Genomic DNA, 14181 nt, shown 5'->3' with positions numbered 1-14181 from the left:
CCACCTAAGCGCGCTCGAACCTCTGGGCTTCCAGATTTTTCCGCACCGAACCTGCCTCAAACACCTCACCATTCATGGCAATGTAGACCCCCGCCGGTAACAGCGACACCGCAGCCCAGGCAAAGCCAACGTTGAAGGTAGCATCGCTGCGCCGCATGCGCGCAGGTTGCATGGCGCCCGTCAGCACAATCGTGCGATCGGCTACCGATTTCAGTACCTCGGCGGTCTGCGCCATGGTATCGGTGCCATGGGTAATCAGGATACGCTGGCTGGCTGAGGCCTTGACTGCGGCCAGAATGGTTTGACGGTCCGCATCGGTCAGTTCCAGGCTGTCCTTGCGCATCAGGGGGCGAACCTCATAGCCGTCATGGATGTTGGATTCCGTCAACAGTTCCGGCAACAGGCTGTCCCCGATTTCAAACTTGCTGTTGGCATCAAAATAGACCTTATCGATGGTGCCACCGGTGGTCAGTATCTCAATCATGGTCTGAGCTGTTCCTTTATTGTGAGGACGCCGTGGTGGTTCGAGACTGTTCTGCCTCTGCCGCCATCAGAGCTGAATTTTTTTCCTGTGCATAACGCTTCGCGGCCGGCGCCACCGAACCTGGTTGACCCGTGGCAAGCCAGCGCTTGATTCGGCCGGCATCCCCCATCGGAGACCGGGTACCCAGAGAGTCCAGCAAAACCGTGATCACGGGCGTTCCGTTCATCTCCGACACCATCACCAGACAACGCCCCGCCTCTGTCAGGTATCCGGTTTTACTCAGGCTCACGCCCCAGCTGTCCCGATGCACCAACGCATTGGTATTGCCAAACGACAGGCTGTACCGGGGTTTGCGGAACTCGGCCCGGTAGTAGCCGGTGGTCGAGGCTTCACGAATTTCGGGATGCTTGAGCGCAGCACGTGCCAGGATCACCAGATCCGCTGCCGTGGACACATTGCCGGTAGAGAGACCGGTCGGGTCAACAAATCGGGTCTGAAGCATCCCCAGGGCTTTGGCTTTGGCGTTCATCTCGGCCACAAAACCGTCAAAGCCGCCGGGATAAGTACGTGCCAGAGTGTAGGCAGCAAAGTTCTCGGATGACATCAGGGCAATCCGCAGCACGTCGCGGCGCCGAAGCTGAGAGCCCACCCGGATCCTGCTCCAGGCGTTCGCAGCAGCCTCGACATGACGCTTCTCGAAGGTCAGCCACTCGTCCATGTCCTGTCCGGATTCCACCACCACAAGTGCGGTCATCAGTTTGGTGATCGACGCCACAGGTACCGGACGATCGGCATGCTTCCCGAACAGCAAGCCCTCCTGGCCAACCTCCGCCACAGCTGCCTGCACCGACGCCAGGTTCGGAACCCGCTCCGGACTGGCAGCACTCTGGCAGGACACCGCCAGGAGAAAGACGACAACAGTGAGAAATACGGAGTAACGCATGGTGAACTACCTGCCTCTCAGGCCTTAACTGGGAATTGATCGATAGCGCGAACTATATCAGCGCACATGGGCCGGGCGCAGGTCTCATTTTCAATCATGCGTTTTAAACAGCAAATGCAAAAAACCTTAAATTCATGTAAAATATTAGTCAAATCAATTCGTTACATATCGTTAATCATTGTAACCAGAGTGTAACGGTGCCGCTTTTCAGTTTCAGGATGCGTTCAGGATGGACTCTCCGTCGCTCGGCCAGACTCTCTCCAGGGAAACCCGCTCGGGCAGATTACCGGCGTGGCTGCACCAGTCATTTCCGTTTGTCATCCTTCTCCTGGCCATCACGTACGGACTTGCCACCACCTTCTGGCAGGAACTGCCGACCCTGTCGGTCAGTCCTTCGGTTCAAACCGACAGCTCCGCAACCGGCCCCCGGATCACTGGCCAGATCGAATATCTGATCCACCCTCTGGGCAAAGTACTGCAAGACAAACTCTGGCAATCCCAAGCCTGGAGCCGCACGGATACCGGCTATTCCGGAATCGGCTACCCCTACAAGCCCGCCACGTTCCGGCTGACACTTGAGAACCCGGCGTCAGAACCTGCGACCAGCCAGGTGACGGTGCCCGCACCCTACCTGGATCACCTGCAGCCGGCCCTGATTCACCCGGACGGCCAGATTGAACGCCTGCCTGCGATGGGCGATCGATATCCCTTCGATCAACGCTACCTGGCGTTGCCGCAGTGGGTCTGGCCGGTCACGCTGCAACCGGGCACCACCACCCTGCTGATGGAAGTGCAGAATCGCGGCCCGGTGCTGTTGCCGGTCACCCTGTCAGACAGCGCTGAGGCGCTCGGTGCTGGCACTGCCATCACCGCCTGGAAATCGTTTGTCACCGGCCTGTTGGTGTTTGCACTCTTACTCAACCTGAGTATTGTGGCCAAGCTCCGCCGACCAGGCCTGGCCTGGCTGAGCGTGCTGATGATCAGTGTTATCTACAGCCAGCTGGTGATGGACGGCCTGGGCCTGTGGCTGATCTGGCCGGCAGTGCCAGAGCTCAATGCCCTGCTCAGCATCAGTCTGCCGCTGTGCCTGATCGCGCTATGCGAGTTCACCCCACACTTCCTCCAACTGGCCCGCACTGAAGCCCGGATACTCCGGGCCTTCAGTCTTCTTGCCGGAGCGCACCTGCTGGCTGCGCCTCTGGGGTTTCATTTCCTGGGGCAACATGCCTTCCTGATGAGCAGTGCCGTCGGCGGGCTGTTCATCTTTGCCCTGAGTCTGCGCCAACTGAACAGCCACGTTTACGCCCGCTACTATGCCCTGTCGGTACTGGCGATCGTGATCGGGGCTGTCACGTCATCACTTCGTACCGTTGGCTGGCTACCCGTGAATGCGGTGACCGACTCCGCCTTTTTCCTGGGCGCAGCCACCGGCTCCCTGATCCTGACCAGTGGTGTGGGTAAACTGCTGCTGGAAGAGCGCAAGAAACGTCTGAGCTCGGACATACGTGTGCAGGAGGAACAGAAACTCCGGGCCAGCATCGAGCGTGATTATGACCGTTTGCTGAAAACCCACAGGGTAACCGGAAAGCCAAACAGGCCCATGCTGGAGGAAACCCTGGGCGCGCTGGACTGCCACAAAACGCCCTACACCCTGTGCATGATCCGCCTGGCCCGGTTCAATGAACTGGAACAGGCCCTGGGCTACCGTGCCGCAGAAGAGCTCCTGAAGCAGTATCTCCGGCAACTCAACCGGTATCTCAAGCAAACGGTGGGCGATCAACTGGTCATGATCAACGGTTACAGCGTGGCTACCCTGGATACCGTCAACCATGCCTTTGCCCTGTTGCGCCACCCCGACGAGGCGCTGGAGAGACAACGCCTGCAGGCCATCAGCCGCTGGTTATCCGAAAATTTCCGAGAAGGCCGTTTTTCATTTTCCTGGGCCGCCTCGGTTGGCGTCGCCCACGCCCCGGAACACGGTGCGGAACCGGCCGGCGTACTCGCCTGTGCCGGCTTTGCTTCACTGGACGAAAGCCTGCCGCTGGTGGTTTATGATCCGGCCATTGCCGAATGGCAATACCGCCAGCAAATGCTGATGCTGGATGTGGAACAAGCGCTGCGTTCCGGCGAAATGTGGCTGGAGTACCAGCCCAAGATCAACATCCGCGATGGCCGGATTGGCTCACTGGAAGCCCTGATTCGCTGGCAGCACCCGGAATTCGGCAGGATATCGCCCAGCCAGTGGATTCCCCTGGCCGAGGAAGTGGGGATCATTCACACGGTTACACTCTGGGTGCTGGACCGTGCCTGCAGGGACAGTCACCAGCTCCGTGAACAGTATGGCCGCGATATCACCGTAGCTGTGAACATTTCCGCCAAGGATCTGGCCCACAGCCTGTTCCACGAGGAAGCCGGTGCCATCGTTCGACGGCACAAGCTGGAACCGGCCAATGTCAGCCTGGAGATTACTGAAACCGCCATGATGACCGATCCGGACACGGCCCGCAGTACCATCCGAACCCTGAGCGCGATGGGCTTCCGGATTGCACTGGATGACTTCGGATCCGGCCACTCCTCACTCGGAGCCCTGGCACAGTTCGAGCTGGATGAGCTGAAAATCGACCGGAGTTTCCTGGAGGGTGTGCTGGATTACCCGTCGAGACAGAAAATCCTGCGCGCGGCCCTGGAACTGGGCACAGCCCTGGATCTGGATGTGGTGGTCGAGGGCGTGGAAGACGAAACCATCGCCCTCTGGCTACACCAGTTCCCGGGCTTGCATGGGCAGGGCTATTACTGGGGCCGCCCGTTCAGCCTGGAACACAAAAACCGTTAACTGCCGACATCGCCCAATCCTACCCTCCCCCCGAGATACAGCACCAGCTCAGTGCATGCTAAAAGATGCAGATACGACTGACCTGCATCAAGGGGGCTGCCCGCGGTCCGTTTTACACTTCTTTCACACTCATCAGCCATGGAGGCCGTCATGTCATCGCCAATTGAACAAGCTCCGGCGCCCAACGAGGCAACACCAGGCTCAGCCTTCCAGTGCTGGCAGCAGGGCTATGGCGTTATCCGGCACTCCGAACAGACCTCCGCCAGAGTCCGGGAACTGGCCAGCAAACTGGTCAGCGCCGGGCACCAACCGGATGAAGACACGGTTTACCGGAAGCTGATTGCCCTGGACCGGCTCACCAGCGCCGGCCTGTGGCTGGTGGTACATATGACCTATTGCAACCGGGTGGACATTGCCGGTGCGCCCCTGGCTGCCCAGGATTTCAAGGCCTCACCGGAAGGCCATACCGGAGGCGCCCTGAACATGGTGCCCGCCTACGCGGCCTATCTGGCCCTCAACAATCTGACCGGAACAACCCGCAGCTGGCTGATGGGGCAAGGGCATTGCGTGGCCGCCGTGGATGCCCTCAACGTGCTGACCGGCAATCTGCATCCCGAGCAACGCACCCGTTACCTGGCACCCGAGGGCTTGTCGCGGCTGGCCTCCGACTTCTACAGCTATCGCCAGAAACCGGACGGTACCATGGCTGCGCCCCTGGGCAGCCACGTGAACCCCCACACCGCCGGAGGCATTATCGAAGGTGGCTATCTCGGGTTTGCCGAGTTGCAGTACGCCCATATGCCGCTGCCCGGGGAATCCCTGGTAGCCTTTCTCTCCGATGGCGCCGCTGAAGAGCAGCGCGGCAGTGACTGGATACCCCGATGGTGGCGGGCCGAGGACTGCGGCCTGGTCCTGCCGGTGATGATCGCCAATGGCCGGCGCATTGAACAACGAACCGAGCTTGGTACCCGTGAGGGTCTGGAACGGTTTGAGCAGCACCTGCAACACCGGGGTTTTGATCCGGTACGATTCGACGGCCGTGACCCCGCCGCCTTTGTCTGCGCCATGTACGACATGGAGCAGGCTCTTGCAGCCCATGGCGCCGCCGCGCAACAAGGTGAGACCAGCTACCCGGTTCGCATACCCTACGGCATCGCCGAGACCGTAAAAGGCTATGGTTTCTTTGGCGCCGGAGAAAACGCAGCGCACAATCTGCCTCTGCCGGGTAGTCCACGCATGGATGCCCGATCCCGGGAGCTGTTCAATGAGCATACCGCTCCACTCTGGGTCAAACCGCAGGAGCTGCACCTGGCGGTGGACGAGCTGAACGAACACGGCCAGCAAGGCCGGCCGCTGGAGCGGGATCACCCGCTGGCGCTGCGCCGCCCCGCCGAACCCGCCATTCCGGTTTTGCCCTGGGCTCAGAACAAATGTTCCCCCATGACCGCCGTTGATGAATTCTTCAAGGCGCTGGTCGCGGACAACCCGGAACTCCGGCCCCGGGTCGGCAACCCGGACGAACTCGCCAGCAATCGACTCAAAGGCGTGCTCGACAGCCTCAAGCACCGCGTGAACGACCCGGAGAACGAGGCCGAGTCAGTACACGGCAAGATCATTACGGCACTGAATGAAGAGGCGGTCGTCTCTGCCTGCCTGGCCAATAAAGCGGGATTGAATCTGGTGGCCAGCTACGAAGCCTTCTGCGTGAAAATGCTCGGCGCTATCCGCCAGGAGTTGATCTTCGCCCGACATCAGAAAGAAGTGGGCCGGCCACCCCAATGGCTGGGACTGCCAGTGATTGCCACCTCGCACACATGGGAAAACGGCAAGAACGAGCAATCCCACCAGGACACCAGCTTCTGTGAGGCTTTACTGGGAGAAATGAGCGATGTCTCCCGGGTGATTTTCCCGGCTGACTACAACAGCGCCCTGGCGATTCTGCCATCGGTTTACCGGGAGCGGGGCCGCATCAGTTGCCTCGTTATCCCGAAACGGGAGCGCCCGTGCGTGTTCAATGGCAGCGAAGCTGAAGCATTGGCCCGACATGGCGCCCTGGTGGTGGACGAGGATACCTCGGCTGGCGAGGAGCCCCTGCTGCTGATTGCCAACGGCGCCTATCAGCTTTCCGAGGCCATACGGGCTTGCGAGCGTCTGCGCGAGACCGGCACACCGTTCCGGCTGGTCTACCTGCAGGAACCCGGGCGCTTCCGCCAACCCCGGGATCCGATGGAAGCGGCCTCCTGCCTGACCGAGTTTGAGCGTGAGCGCCTTTTCCCTCATCGCATGCACCGGCGGGTCGCCCTGACCCATATGCGGCCGGAAGTGTTCCGCGGACACCTGCACACACTGTTCCCGCAACCCGGACAATCCCGGGTGCTGGGTTATATCAACCGGGGCGGCACGCTGAATGAAGCAGGCATGCTGTTCGCCAACCGCTGCTCATGGGGCCATGCCCTGGCGGCCTGCGCCGAGGTGATGGACAAACCTCCCGGAGAATGGCTTTCCAGCGCCGAACTGGCCGCTGTGGAGGGCCGAGGGGATCCGGGAGTGATTACCCGCGGGCTGCCTTGAGCCGGTTGCGTATCGCGGTTTCCAGCTCCAGCACCACCAGGACCACGACACCGGCCACCACGGAAAATGCCAGCTGCTCCAGGCTCAGAGCAGCGGTGGTAAAGGTGCTCTGGAACCAGGGCAGATAGGTGAACAACAGCTGCAACGCCACGACCGCCGCGATCGCTGCCAGCACAACGGGCGTGCCGAGAACCCCCCGCAGGGTAATTGAGGCGCTATCAAGATAACGCACCGCAAACAGATAAAAGACCTCCATCGCCACCAGGGTGTTGACCGCTAATGTGCTGGCCAGCACCGGATCCTGATGGCGATGCATCACCCAGAACCAGGCCGCGAAGATACCCACCAGAAACAGCAGGGAGACAAACGCTACCCGCCAGACCACAAAACCCTGCAGCAAGGATTCATCCCGGGGTCTTGGCGGTTGTCGCATGACGCCGGGCTCCGGCGGCTCAAACGCCAGCGTCATGGCCAGCAGCACTGAGCTGACCATATTCACCCACAGAATCTGCAAGGCGGAAATGGGCAGCGTGAGTCCCAGTAACAAGGCAGTGATCAGGCTGACGGATTCACCGCCGTTAATCGGAAGCATGAAGGCGATGCCTTTGCGCAGGTTGGTGTAAACCGTGCGCCCTTCCCGGACAGCCGCAGCAATGCTGGCAAAGTTGTCATCCAGCAGCACCACCGATGACGCCTGCCGGGCCGCTTCCGAACCCTTTACGCCCATGGCAATACCGACATCAGCGCGCTTCAGTGCCGGTGCATCGTTGACCCCATCACCGGTCATGGCCACCACACCGTGCAGTGCCTGCAGCGCTTTCACTAACCGAAGTTTGTGCTCGGGGCTGGTGCGGGCAAACACATCCACCTCGCCGGCCAGATCCCGGAGCTGGTCTTCATCCAGCTCATCCAGCTCATTGCCGGTCAGTACCCGGTCGGTATTGCGCAGCCCGAGTTTTCGGGCAATGGCACCGGCCGTCAAGGCATGGTCGCCGGTGATCATCTTCACCCGAATACCGGCATCATGGCACTCCTCGATAGCCCGGATAGCCTCCTGCCGGGGCGGGTCCAGCAAACCCACCACCCCCAGCAGTTCCGCGCCCTGTTCCAGCTCCTCCACCACCAGCTCCCGGCTGCCTTTCGCCATTGGCCTGCGCGCCAGTGCCAGCACTCTCAGACCTTCGGAAGCCATCTCCGTAATGACCTGTTCCCAGTGCTCTTTGCTCAGCGACTCGGTTCCACCATCCGGGGACACCTGGTGCGCGCACATAGCCAGGATCCGTTCCGGAGCACCTTTGAGATAGGCAATACCGTGGCCGTGGTGGTCGTGGTGCAATGTGGCCATGAACCGTATGCGGGTATCGAAGGGAACCTCATCCACTCGCGGCCAGGCGGTGGCACTGTTCAGGTGATCAAATTCCGCCTTGCCGGCAAACACTTTCAGCGCGGCTTCCATGGGGTCACCATGGATAGAAGGCTGCCCGTCTTTGCCAATGATGCTGGCGTCATTACACAGCGCAGCTGCCCGGGCAAGCTCAGCCAGCACCCCATCGCCAGTGACCGGCTGGCCCTCCCGGCAGACCCTGCCGTCGGTACCATAACCTTCGCCGGTAATCTCATAACGCTCACCGCCAGTCACGGCCGTGGTCACCATCATTTCGTTACGGGTGAGTGTGCCGGTCTTGTCCGAGCAGATGACCGATACCGCACCCAGGGTTTCGATCACCGGCATCCGGCGAACTACCGCCTTGCGACGGGCCATCTGGCGCACCCCAATGGCGAGGGTAATGGTAAGAATGGCCGGCAAGCCTTCGGGAATGGCCGCCACCGTCAGGCCCACCACGGCCATGAACAGCTCCCGGAATTCCAGACCACTGAACGCCAGTCCGCCAAAAAAGATGATAATGCCGGCGGCTACAACGATCAGCGAAAGCACCCGCGCAAACCGGTCCATCTGTTCAAGCAGGGGAGTTTTCAGGCTTGTGGTATCCGCCAGCAGGCCGGAAATGCGGCCGATCTCGGTATGCGTACCAGTGCGCACGACAACGCCCCGGGCTGTGCCTGTGGCCACCATGGTTCCGGAGAACGCCATGCCTGTCTGGTCGCCGAGAGCCGACTGCTCCTCCACCGGGTCGGGGGACTTGTCCACCGCCTCGGATTCGCCGGTCAGTATGGCTTCCTCAATCTTGAGGTTGTTGGTTTTTTCCAGGCGAATATCGGCGGGCACACGGTCACCGGCTTCCAATAGCACGGTATCCCCGGGCACCAACTCACTCGCATCCACCTGATGCTGGCCGCCGGCCCTGACAATACGGGCGCGGGGAGCCAGCATATGACGGATAGCCGATAAGGCCTGCTCGGCCCGCCCCTCCTGGATAAAGCCGACCAGGGTCTGAATAATCACTACCGCCAGAATCACCCCGGCATCCACCCAGTGCCCGAGGGCACCGGTGATGGCCGCTGCGGTCAGCAGTACGTAGATCAGGAAATTACGTAACTGGCGCCCGAGACGGGCCAGGGGGCCGGACGTCCTACCCTCTGGTAACTGGTTGGGACCAAAGGTCTCCAGCCTGGCCTGCGCGCTTTCGTCGGTCAAAGGCTCCGGTGCATCCAGAAACACCCGCGCCTGTTCTGCGGCTATGGCATGCCAGGCCTGAGACTGCTCCCCCCTGGCCACCGAACCCTTTGAACCCGACGTACTGACTTCTGACATATCCCTGCTCCCTGCATAAGGCCTGGGTTAACTACACAGGATTCTGCCGATACCGCCAATGCGCCAGATCAAACCGATGGCCGGTATAGCCGCGCCCGGTTGGCTATACCGGATCGACCGTTCGATTCCCGGCGCCCGGCAAGCTCTTCCGCGCCGCGGACCGGCTGTTATCAACGGTGTATTCCCGGCTCTTGACGGTATCCACGAAATACCAGTTGGCCCGGGCTTCTTCCTGTGTGAAGGTAACCACCATATAACCACGTTGATTGATGTTCAGGTAGTCCAGACCATCCACCAGCAGGCCAATGCCCTGCTCCGCATCGGCAATCATGGCATCAGGCAGTCCCAGATAGTCCTCCAGTCCGGGCGAAGACACTGAGGCGGTGGCAAATTCCACACCCACCTGGTTGCCATTCATATCTTTCAGGTTATTGGCCCAGGCGTTATGTGTGTCTCCGGCCAGCACCACCAGGTTTTTGTCGAGTTGCCGCGCCATGCCCAGAACGACTTCTCTTTCTGCCTGATAGCCGTCCCAGGCGTCGAGATTGTAGGGTGCGGCTGTGCCGATTCGGGCTTCCTGCTCTTCCGTCAGTGGCATACCCTGCAGCTGCATTCCTTTTAATGTCGCGAGTTCTTGAAGTGTTGCCGGCAAATCGTCAAACGTTTCAGTGGCAATCGCCAGCAGCAACTCAGCAGGCAGATCCATACGCCCCATCAACACCTGCTGTCCCAGCACCTGCCATCGCCCGGTCGACGTGGCCAGCTTGTTCTGCAACCACAGGCGCTGTTCAGCGCCCAGCAGTGTCCGGTTTGGATCGGTCACATCGGCCGTGAATTGATCCACATTCAGGCCGGCTTCGCTAAGATAGTTCAGGTAATCCAGTTGCTGATCGCGCCCGATAATGCGCGTATCCAGCATATGCAGATCCACCAGATCGCCAAAGCGGAAGCTGCGATAGATGGCCTCGTCGTTGCCTTCGATTACCGGCCGGATCGGCATCCATTCGAAGAAGGCCTGCAGAGCAGCCAGTTTGCGTTGCTCAAAATCGCCTTCAGAGTCATCGTGATTTTCAGCACCATTGCGCCAGGTGTCGTTGGCCACTTCATGATCGTCCCACACCACAATGAATGGTAGCCGCTGATGTGCCAGCTGCAGGTCCGGATCCTCCCGGTAAATGGCATACCGGCGGCGGTAATCGGCCAGTGTCAGCAACTCCCGGTTATTGTTCTCCGGGAAGGTACGGCCCAACTCCTGAGCGTCTTCCGAGGCATAGCTGTCCGGGTCACTGCTGTACTCATAGATATAGTCACCGAGGTGAACCACAGCATCCAGGTCCGTCTGGTTTGCCACTTCCCGGTAAACGTGGAAGTAACCGGCCGGGTAGTTCGAGCAGGACACCACGGCCAGTCGAACCTGCTCTACCGCCCCTTCCGGCAAGGTAGACGCGGCACCTACGGGAGAGGTGGCACCAGAAGAGCGGAAACGGTAGAAGTAGCGCTGGCCCGGAATCAGCCCCTGGGCATCCACCTTGATGGTGAAATCATGGGCGTCGGTGGTTTCGGCGGTTCCTGAGCGCACCACCGAGGCAAACTCCGCATCGGTGGCGATTTCCCAACCTACTTTCACCTTGCTGCCGCGCTCGGGCACGGCCCGGGTCCAGAGAATAACGCTGTCCTGTAGCGGATCACCACTGGCCACACCATGGGTAAAATCAACCCGCCGTTTGTCGTCGCTGTCCAGCACACACCCCGCCAGGCCGCTGGAAATCGCCACCGCCCCCATACCCAGTGCCGATGCTTTCAGAAAATCCCGTCTCGTCAGTCTAGCCATTGTCCACCCCTGTCATGTTCGTCATATGCTTTTTATCGTGCCCGGAAACCAAAACCGGTTGGCCTGAAAAGCTAGACCAGAGATATGAAGAACGCGTTGCCGGATTGCGACAGGGCTGTGGCAAATTCCGACAGGTGCATCGCAAGCAGACGGCAGTCACAAAAAACGGGAGCCGAAGCTCCCGTTTTGTCAGAGTGAACAACGTTTTTGGCTAGCCGCTGACGAACACCGGCCCGAGCCCCAGGTTCCAGAGAATGACGGAACCGACTCGGGTGGATACCAGGATCACCAGTGCCACCGTGAGCAGAGCCCCTCCGTACATGACCGCCCGCTCCTTCTCGATGCCCATGACGATCGGCAAGCCGTCGTACATCAACCAGGCGCCATAACAGGCCGCTGCCAGGAACACCACCGCATTGAACCAGGGTACCGGGTACAGCAGCGCGAAACCGGCCAGGAACAGTGGAGTGCAGGAATAGGCAGCCAGGGCAATGCCGTTGGAGGGCACGTGTTCTTCCTTGGCGCCATAGGTTTTCGCCATCCAGTTAATGGCATAACCCAGGGCAAAGACGCCAACCAGCATGGCGAGGTAAGTCAGAACACTCATCTGGAGCGCGCTGATTTCGGTGAGTTTGATCAGTCGTTCGTTACCGATAGACCAACCAAAATGGGCCGTCGAGATGTAAGCACAGATCGGCGCTATGGCCGCCAGAATGACTACGTACGCCACATAAAGACGAGTTGGATGTTCGTGTTCTTTCTTAATGGATACCCACTCATCTTCCGGGTGGGTGAAGAGACCAAACGCATGGGACAGAAGCATAAACCACCCCCTTTATTGCTGTTGTTGGTATGGGTGGATACGGTGCCCGAACCATTTCGGACTTAAAACCGTTCCTGCTCTTAACTATAGTCAAGAATCAGATTCGGGAAAGCCGGCATTGATGCTCTTTACTTATCAGATCTGGCCTATAAGACCGTTTAGTTCTGAAAATATGGCATGCCTCCAGGCCTGCATCGGTTTTCTGGCTGCCAACGTAACCATGGAAGTGTCACCAACCCTGGCAAGGAGTACCAAACGCGATGATCCGTATCAGAACCGCAGTACCAACAGCAATCCTCTCTCTTTTTATGACCAGTACACAGGCGCTTGCCGAAATGCAGACCGAAACCATTGAATACACCGTAGATGGCGAAACCTTCACCGGCTACCTGGCCTGGGACGACGAGTTCGACCAGAAACGCCCCGGCGTGCTGGTAGTACACGAATGGTGGGGCCACAACGACTTTGCCCGGGAACAGGCAGAAAAGCTGGCGGCCTCCGGCTACACCGCCTTCGCACTGGATATGTATGGCTCCGGCAAGCAGGCCGACCATCCGGATACCGCCCAGAAGTTCATGCAGGAGGCGACCCGCAATATGGAGCAGGTCAAAGCCCGCTTCCTGAAAGCCAAGGAACTTCTGCAGAACCATGACAGCGTGGATCCGGACCGTATTGCCGCTCAGGGCTATTGCTTCGGTGGTGCCGTGGTCCTGAACATGGCTCGCATGGGCGTGGATCTGGATGGCGTAGTCAGCTACCACGGTGCCTTGGGCAGCCCGCTGCAGGCCGAAGCTGGCACGGTGAAAGCAAGAGTGCAGGTTTACACAGGCGGCGCAGATGACATGGTTCCCTCGGAACAGGTGGCCGGGCTGGTTCGGGAAATGCAGAATGCCGAAGTGGATCTGACGCTGGTCAGCTTCCCTGGCGTGAAGCATTCCTTTACCAATCCCAATGCCGATAAGGTGGCGGCAGAGTTCGACATGCCAATCGCCTATGATGAAGCGGCTGCGCGGCGCTCATGGCAGGGCACCATGCGCTTTTACGAGGAAATTTTCGGGGAATAAACAGGCAACAAAAAAGGCAGCCTCGGCTGCCTTTTTTGGGTTATTGCTGAATCCTCAGGGGATTACAGAGCAACAACGTTCTCCGCCTGAGGACCTTTCTGGCCCTGAGTTACGGTGAACTCGACCTGCTGGCCCTCGGCCAGGGTCTTGAAACCAGAGCCCTGAATGGCGCTGTAGTGAACGAATACGTCCGGGCCGCCTTCACGAGTGATAAAGCCAAAGCCTTTTGCTTCGTTGAAGAACTTAACAGTACCGGTAGTAGTAGACATACTTAAACTTCCTGAAATCAATCATATTATCTGCTGCCACACACTCATAGGGTGCTGGTCAGCGTGTAACGGAAAAACAGAACTCGCGGGATCAAAAACAGGACGGTCACTACTAACTGCGGAGGTACGTCTTATTCATGAACTGCTTTACTGATTCTTTCCTACGAACCCACTCTACTCTGGAATTTCGGGCTTGCCAAGCGTAATTTCAATAATTTGTGTAGGTAGTGATACCCACAGATTCTGACTGGCCCGCAGGCTTACCCACGCACCAGGGAAAAGGTCAGAAACCCGAGTGCTGTCATCAGGATAGAGCCAACCACGTGGGCCAGAATTCCGACCAGGGCCATGCCCCACTTGCCTTCCTGAAGCGCGGCGAACATCTCCAGCGAGAAGGTCGAGAAAGTCGTCAGGGCGCCACACAAACCTGTCACCGCAAACAGACGCCATTCCGGCGAAAGCACACTGCTCTGGCTGAAAAAAGCCATCAACAGGCCAATCAGCCAGCCACCACTAAGGTTGGCAACCAGTGTGCCCCAGGGAACGGCGTGATAACTGGCATTGAGCCATAGCCCAAGACCCCAGCGCAGGTTGGCGCCAATGACGGCGCCAACGCTGACTGCAAGAACCGACCACCACATGCTACCCGG

At 59.3% G+C, this 14181-nt stretch carries 10 protein-coding genes; 3 read left to right on the top strand and 7 right to left on the bottom strand.

Translation table 11 applies throughout. The annotated features are described in order from the left end of the window. Nucleotides 1-4 precede the first annotated feature (4 nt). Together JIF53_RS13760 and pbpG are read right to left on the bottom strand one after the other, a co-directional pair. Entirely contained in the window at nt 5-484 is a 480-nt protein-coding gene (locus JIF53_RS13760) for an asparaginase domain-containing protein (RefSeq protein ID WP_199452904.1), read from the bottom strand. Between the two features lie 16 nt (nt 485-500). After that, nucleotides 501-1427: a D-alanyl-D-alanine endopeptidase gene (pbpG, locus tag JIF53_RS13755; protein ID WP_199452902.1), complete on the bottom strand. Its 927-nt coding sequence runs from the start codon at nt 1425-1427 to the stop codon at nt 501-503. A gap of 229 nt (nt 1428-1656) precedes the next feature. Here pbpG and JIF53_RS13750 point away from each other — a divergent pair, with 229 nt between their 5' ends. Both JIF53_RS13750 and JIF53_RS13745 read left to right on the top strand, forming a co-directional pair. After that, a complete protein-coding gene (locus JIF53_RS13750; RefSeq protein WP_199452900.1) occupies nt 1657-4260 on the top strand; it encodes an EAL domain-containing protein in 2604 nt (867 codons plus the stop codon). A 150-nt stretch (nt 4261-4410) separates the two neighbouring features. Next, entirely contained in the window at nt 4411-6831 is a 2421-nt protein-coding gene (locus JIF53_RS13745) for a xylulose 5-phosphate 3-epimerase (RefSeq protein ID WP_199452898.1), read from the top strand. Here the strand turns inward: JIF53_RS13745 and JIF53_RS13740 are convergent. From JIF53_RS13740 to JIF53_RS13730, 3 genes are all read right to left on the bottom strand, one after another. Further along, nucleotides 6812-9544, bottom strand: coding sequence for a cation-translocating P-type ATPase (locus JIF53_RS13740; RefSeq protein ID WP_199452896.1), 2733 nt, complete (start codon nt 9542-9544; stop codon nt 6812-6814). The two genes, JIF53_RS13745 and JIF53_RS13740, sit on opposite strands and share 20 nt — an antisense overlap. Before the next feature lie 103 nt (nt 9545-9647). Further along, nucleotides 9648-11375: an alkaline phosphatase D family protein gene (locus JIF53_RS13735; RefSeq protein WP_199452894.1), complete on the bottom strand. Its 1728-nt coding sequence runs from the start codon at nt 11373-11375 to the stop codon at nt 9648-9650. Between the two features lie 211 nt (nt 11376-11586). Continuing rightward, nucleotides 11587-12198 (bottom strand): Yip1 family protein, encoded by a 612-nt coding sequence (locus tag JIF53_RS13730; protein WP_199452892.1) that lies wholly within the window; start codon nt 12196-12198, stop codon nt 11587-11589. A gap of 260 nt (nt 12199-12458) precedes the next feature. Between JIF53_RS13730 and JIF53_RS13725 the strand changes: the two genes are divergently transcribed. Continuing rightward, nucleotides 12459-13262, top strand: a complete 804-nt coding sequence (locus JIF53_RS13725) for a dienelactone hydrolase family protein (protein ID WP_199452890.1) — start codon at nt 12459-12461, stop codon at nt 13260-13262. Between the two features lie 62 nt (nt 13263-13324). On the opposite strand, the gene JIF53_RS13720 is transcribed toward JIF53_RS13725, so the two are convergent. After that, complete coding sequence (locus JIF53_RS13720) at nt 13325-13531, bottom strand: cold-shock protein (RefSeq protein WP_008172950.1); 207 nt, start codon at nt 13529-13531, stop codon at nt 13325-13327. A 260-nt stretch (nt 13532-13791) separates the two neighbouring features. Further along, complete coding sequence (gene crcB / locus JIF53_RS13715; protein WP_114433684.1) at nt 13792-14172, bottom strand: fluoride efflux transporter CrcB; 381 nt, start codon at nt 14170-14172, stop codon at nt 13792-13794. Nucleotides 14173-14181: the final 9 nt, after the last annotated feature.

The organism is Marinobacter sp. bablab_jr008, assembly GCF_016464145.1.
Taxonomy (GTDB): Bacteria; Pseudomonadota; Gammaproteobacteria; order Pseudomonadales; family Oleiphilaceae; genus Marinobacter; species Marinobacter nauticus.
Note: the sequence above shows the minus strand (reverse complement) of the source record. Positions and strands in the feature narration are given on the sequence as shown.

Excerpts from the sequence above, each read along its gene's own strand:
- JIF53_RS13760 (WP_199452904.1), bottom strand. The coding sequence starts at position 484 with ATGATTGAGATACTGACCACCGGTGGCACCATCGATAAGGTCTATTTT.
- pbpG (WP_199452902.1), bottom strand. The coding sequence starts at position 1,427 with ATGCGTTACTCCGTATTTCTCACTGTTGTCGTCTTTCTCCTGGCGGTG.
- JIF53_RS13750 (WP_199452900.1), top strand. The coding sequence starts at position 1,657 with ATGGACTCTCCGTCGCTCGGCCAGACTCTCTCCAGGGAAACCCGCTCG.
- JIF53_RS13745 (WP_199452898.1), top strand. The coding sequence starts at position 4,411 with ATGTCATCGCCAATTGAACAAGCTCCGGCGCCCAACGAGGCAACACCA.
- JIF53_RS13740 (WP_199452896.1), bottom strand. The coding sequence starts at position 9,544 with ATGTCAGAAGTCAGTACGTCGGGTTCAAAGGGTTCGGTGGCCAGGGGG.
- JIF53_RS13735 (WP_199452894.1), bottom strand. The coding sequence starts at position 11,375 with ATGGCTAGACTGACGAGACGGGATTTTCTGAAAGCATCGGCACTGGGT.
- JIF53_RS13730 (WP_199452892.1), bottom strand. The coding sequence starts at position 12,198 with ATGCTTCTGTCCCATGCGTTTGGTCTCTTCACCCACCCGGAAGATGAG.
- JIF53_RS13725 (WP_199452890.1), top strand. The coding sequence starts at position 12,459 with ATGATCCGTATCAGAACCGCAGTACCAACAGCAATCCTCTCTCTTTTT.
- JIF53_RS13720 (WP_008172950.1), bottom strand. The coding sequence starts at position 13,531 with ATGTCTACTACTACCGGTACTGTTAAGTTCTTCAACGAAGCAAAAGGC.
- crcB (WP_114433684.1), bottom strand. The coding sequence starts at position 14,172 with ATGTGGTGGTCGGTTCTTGCAGTCAGCGTTGGCGCCGTCATTGGCGCC.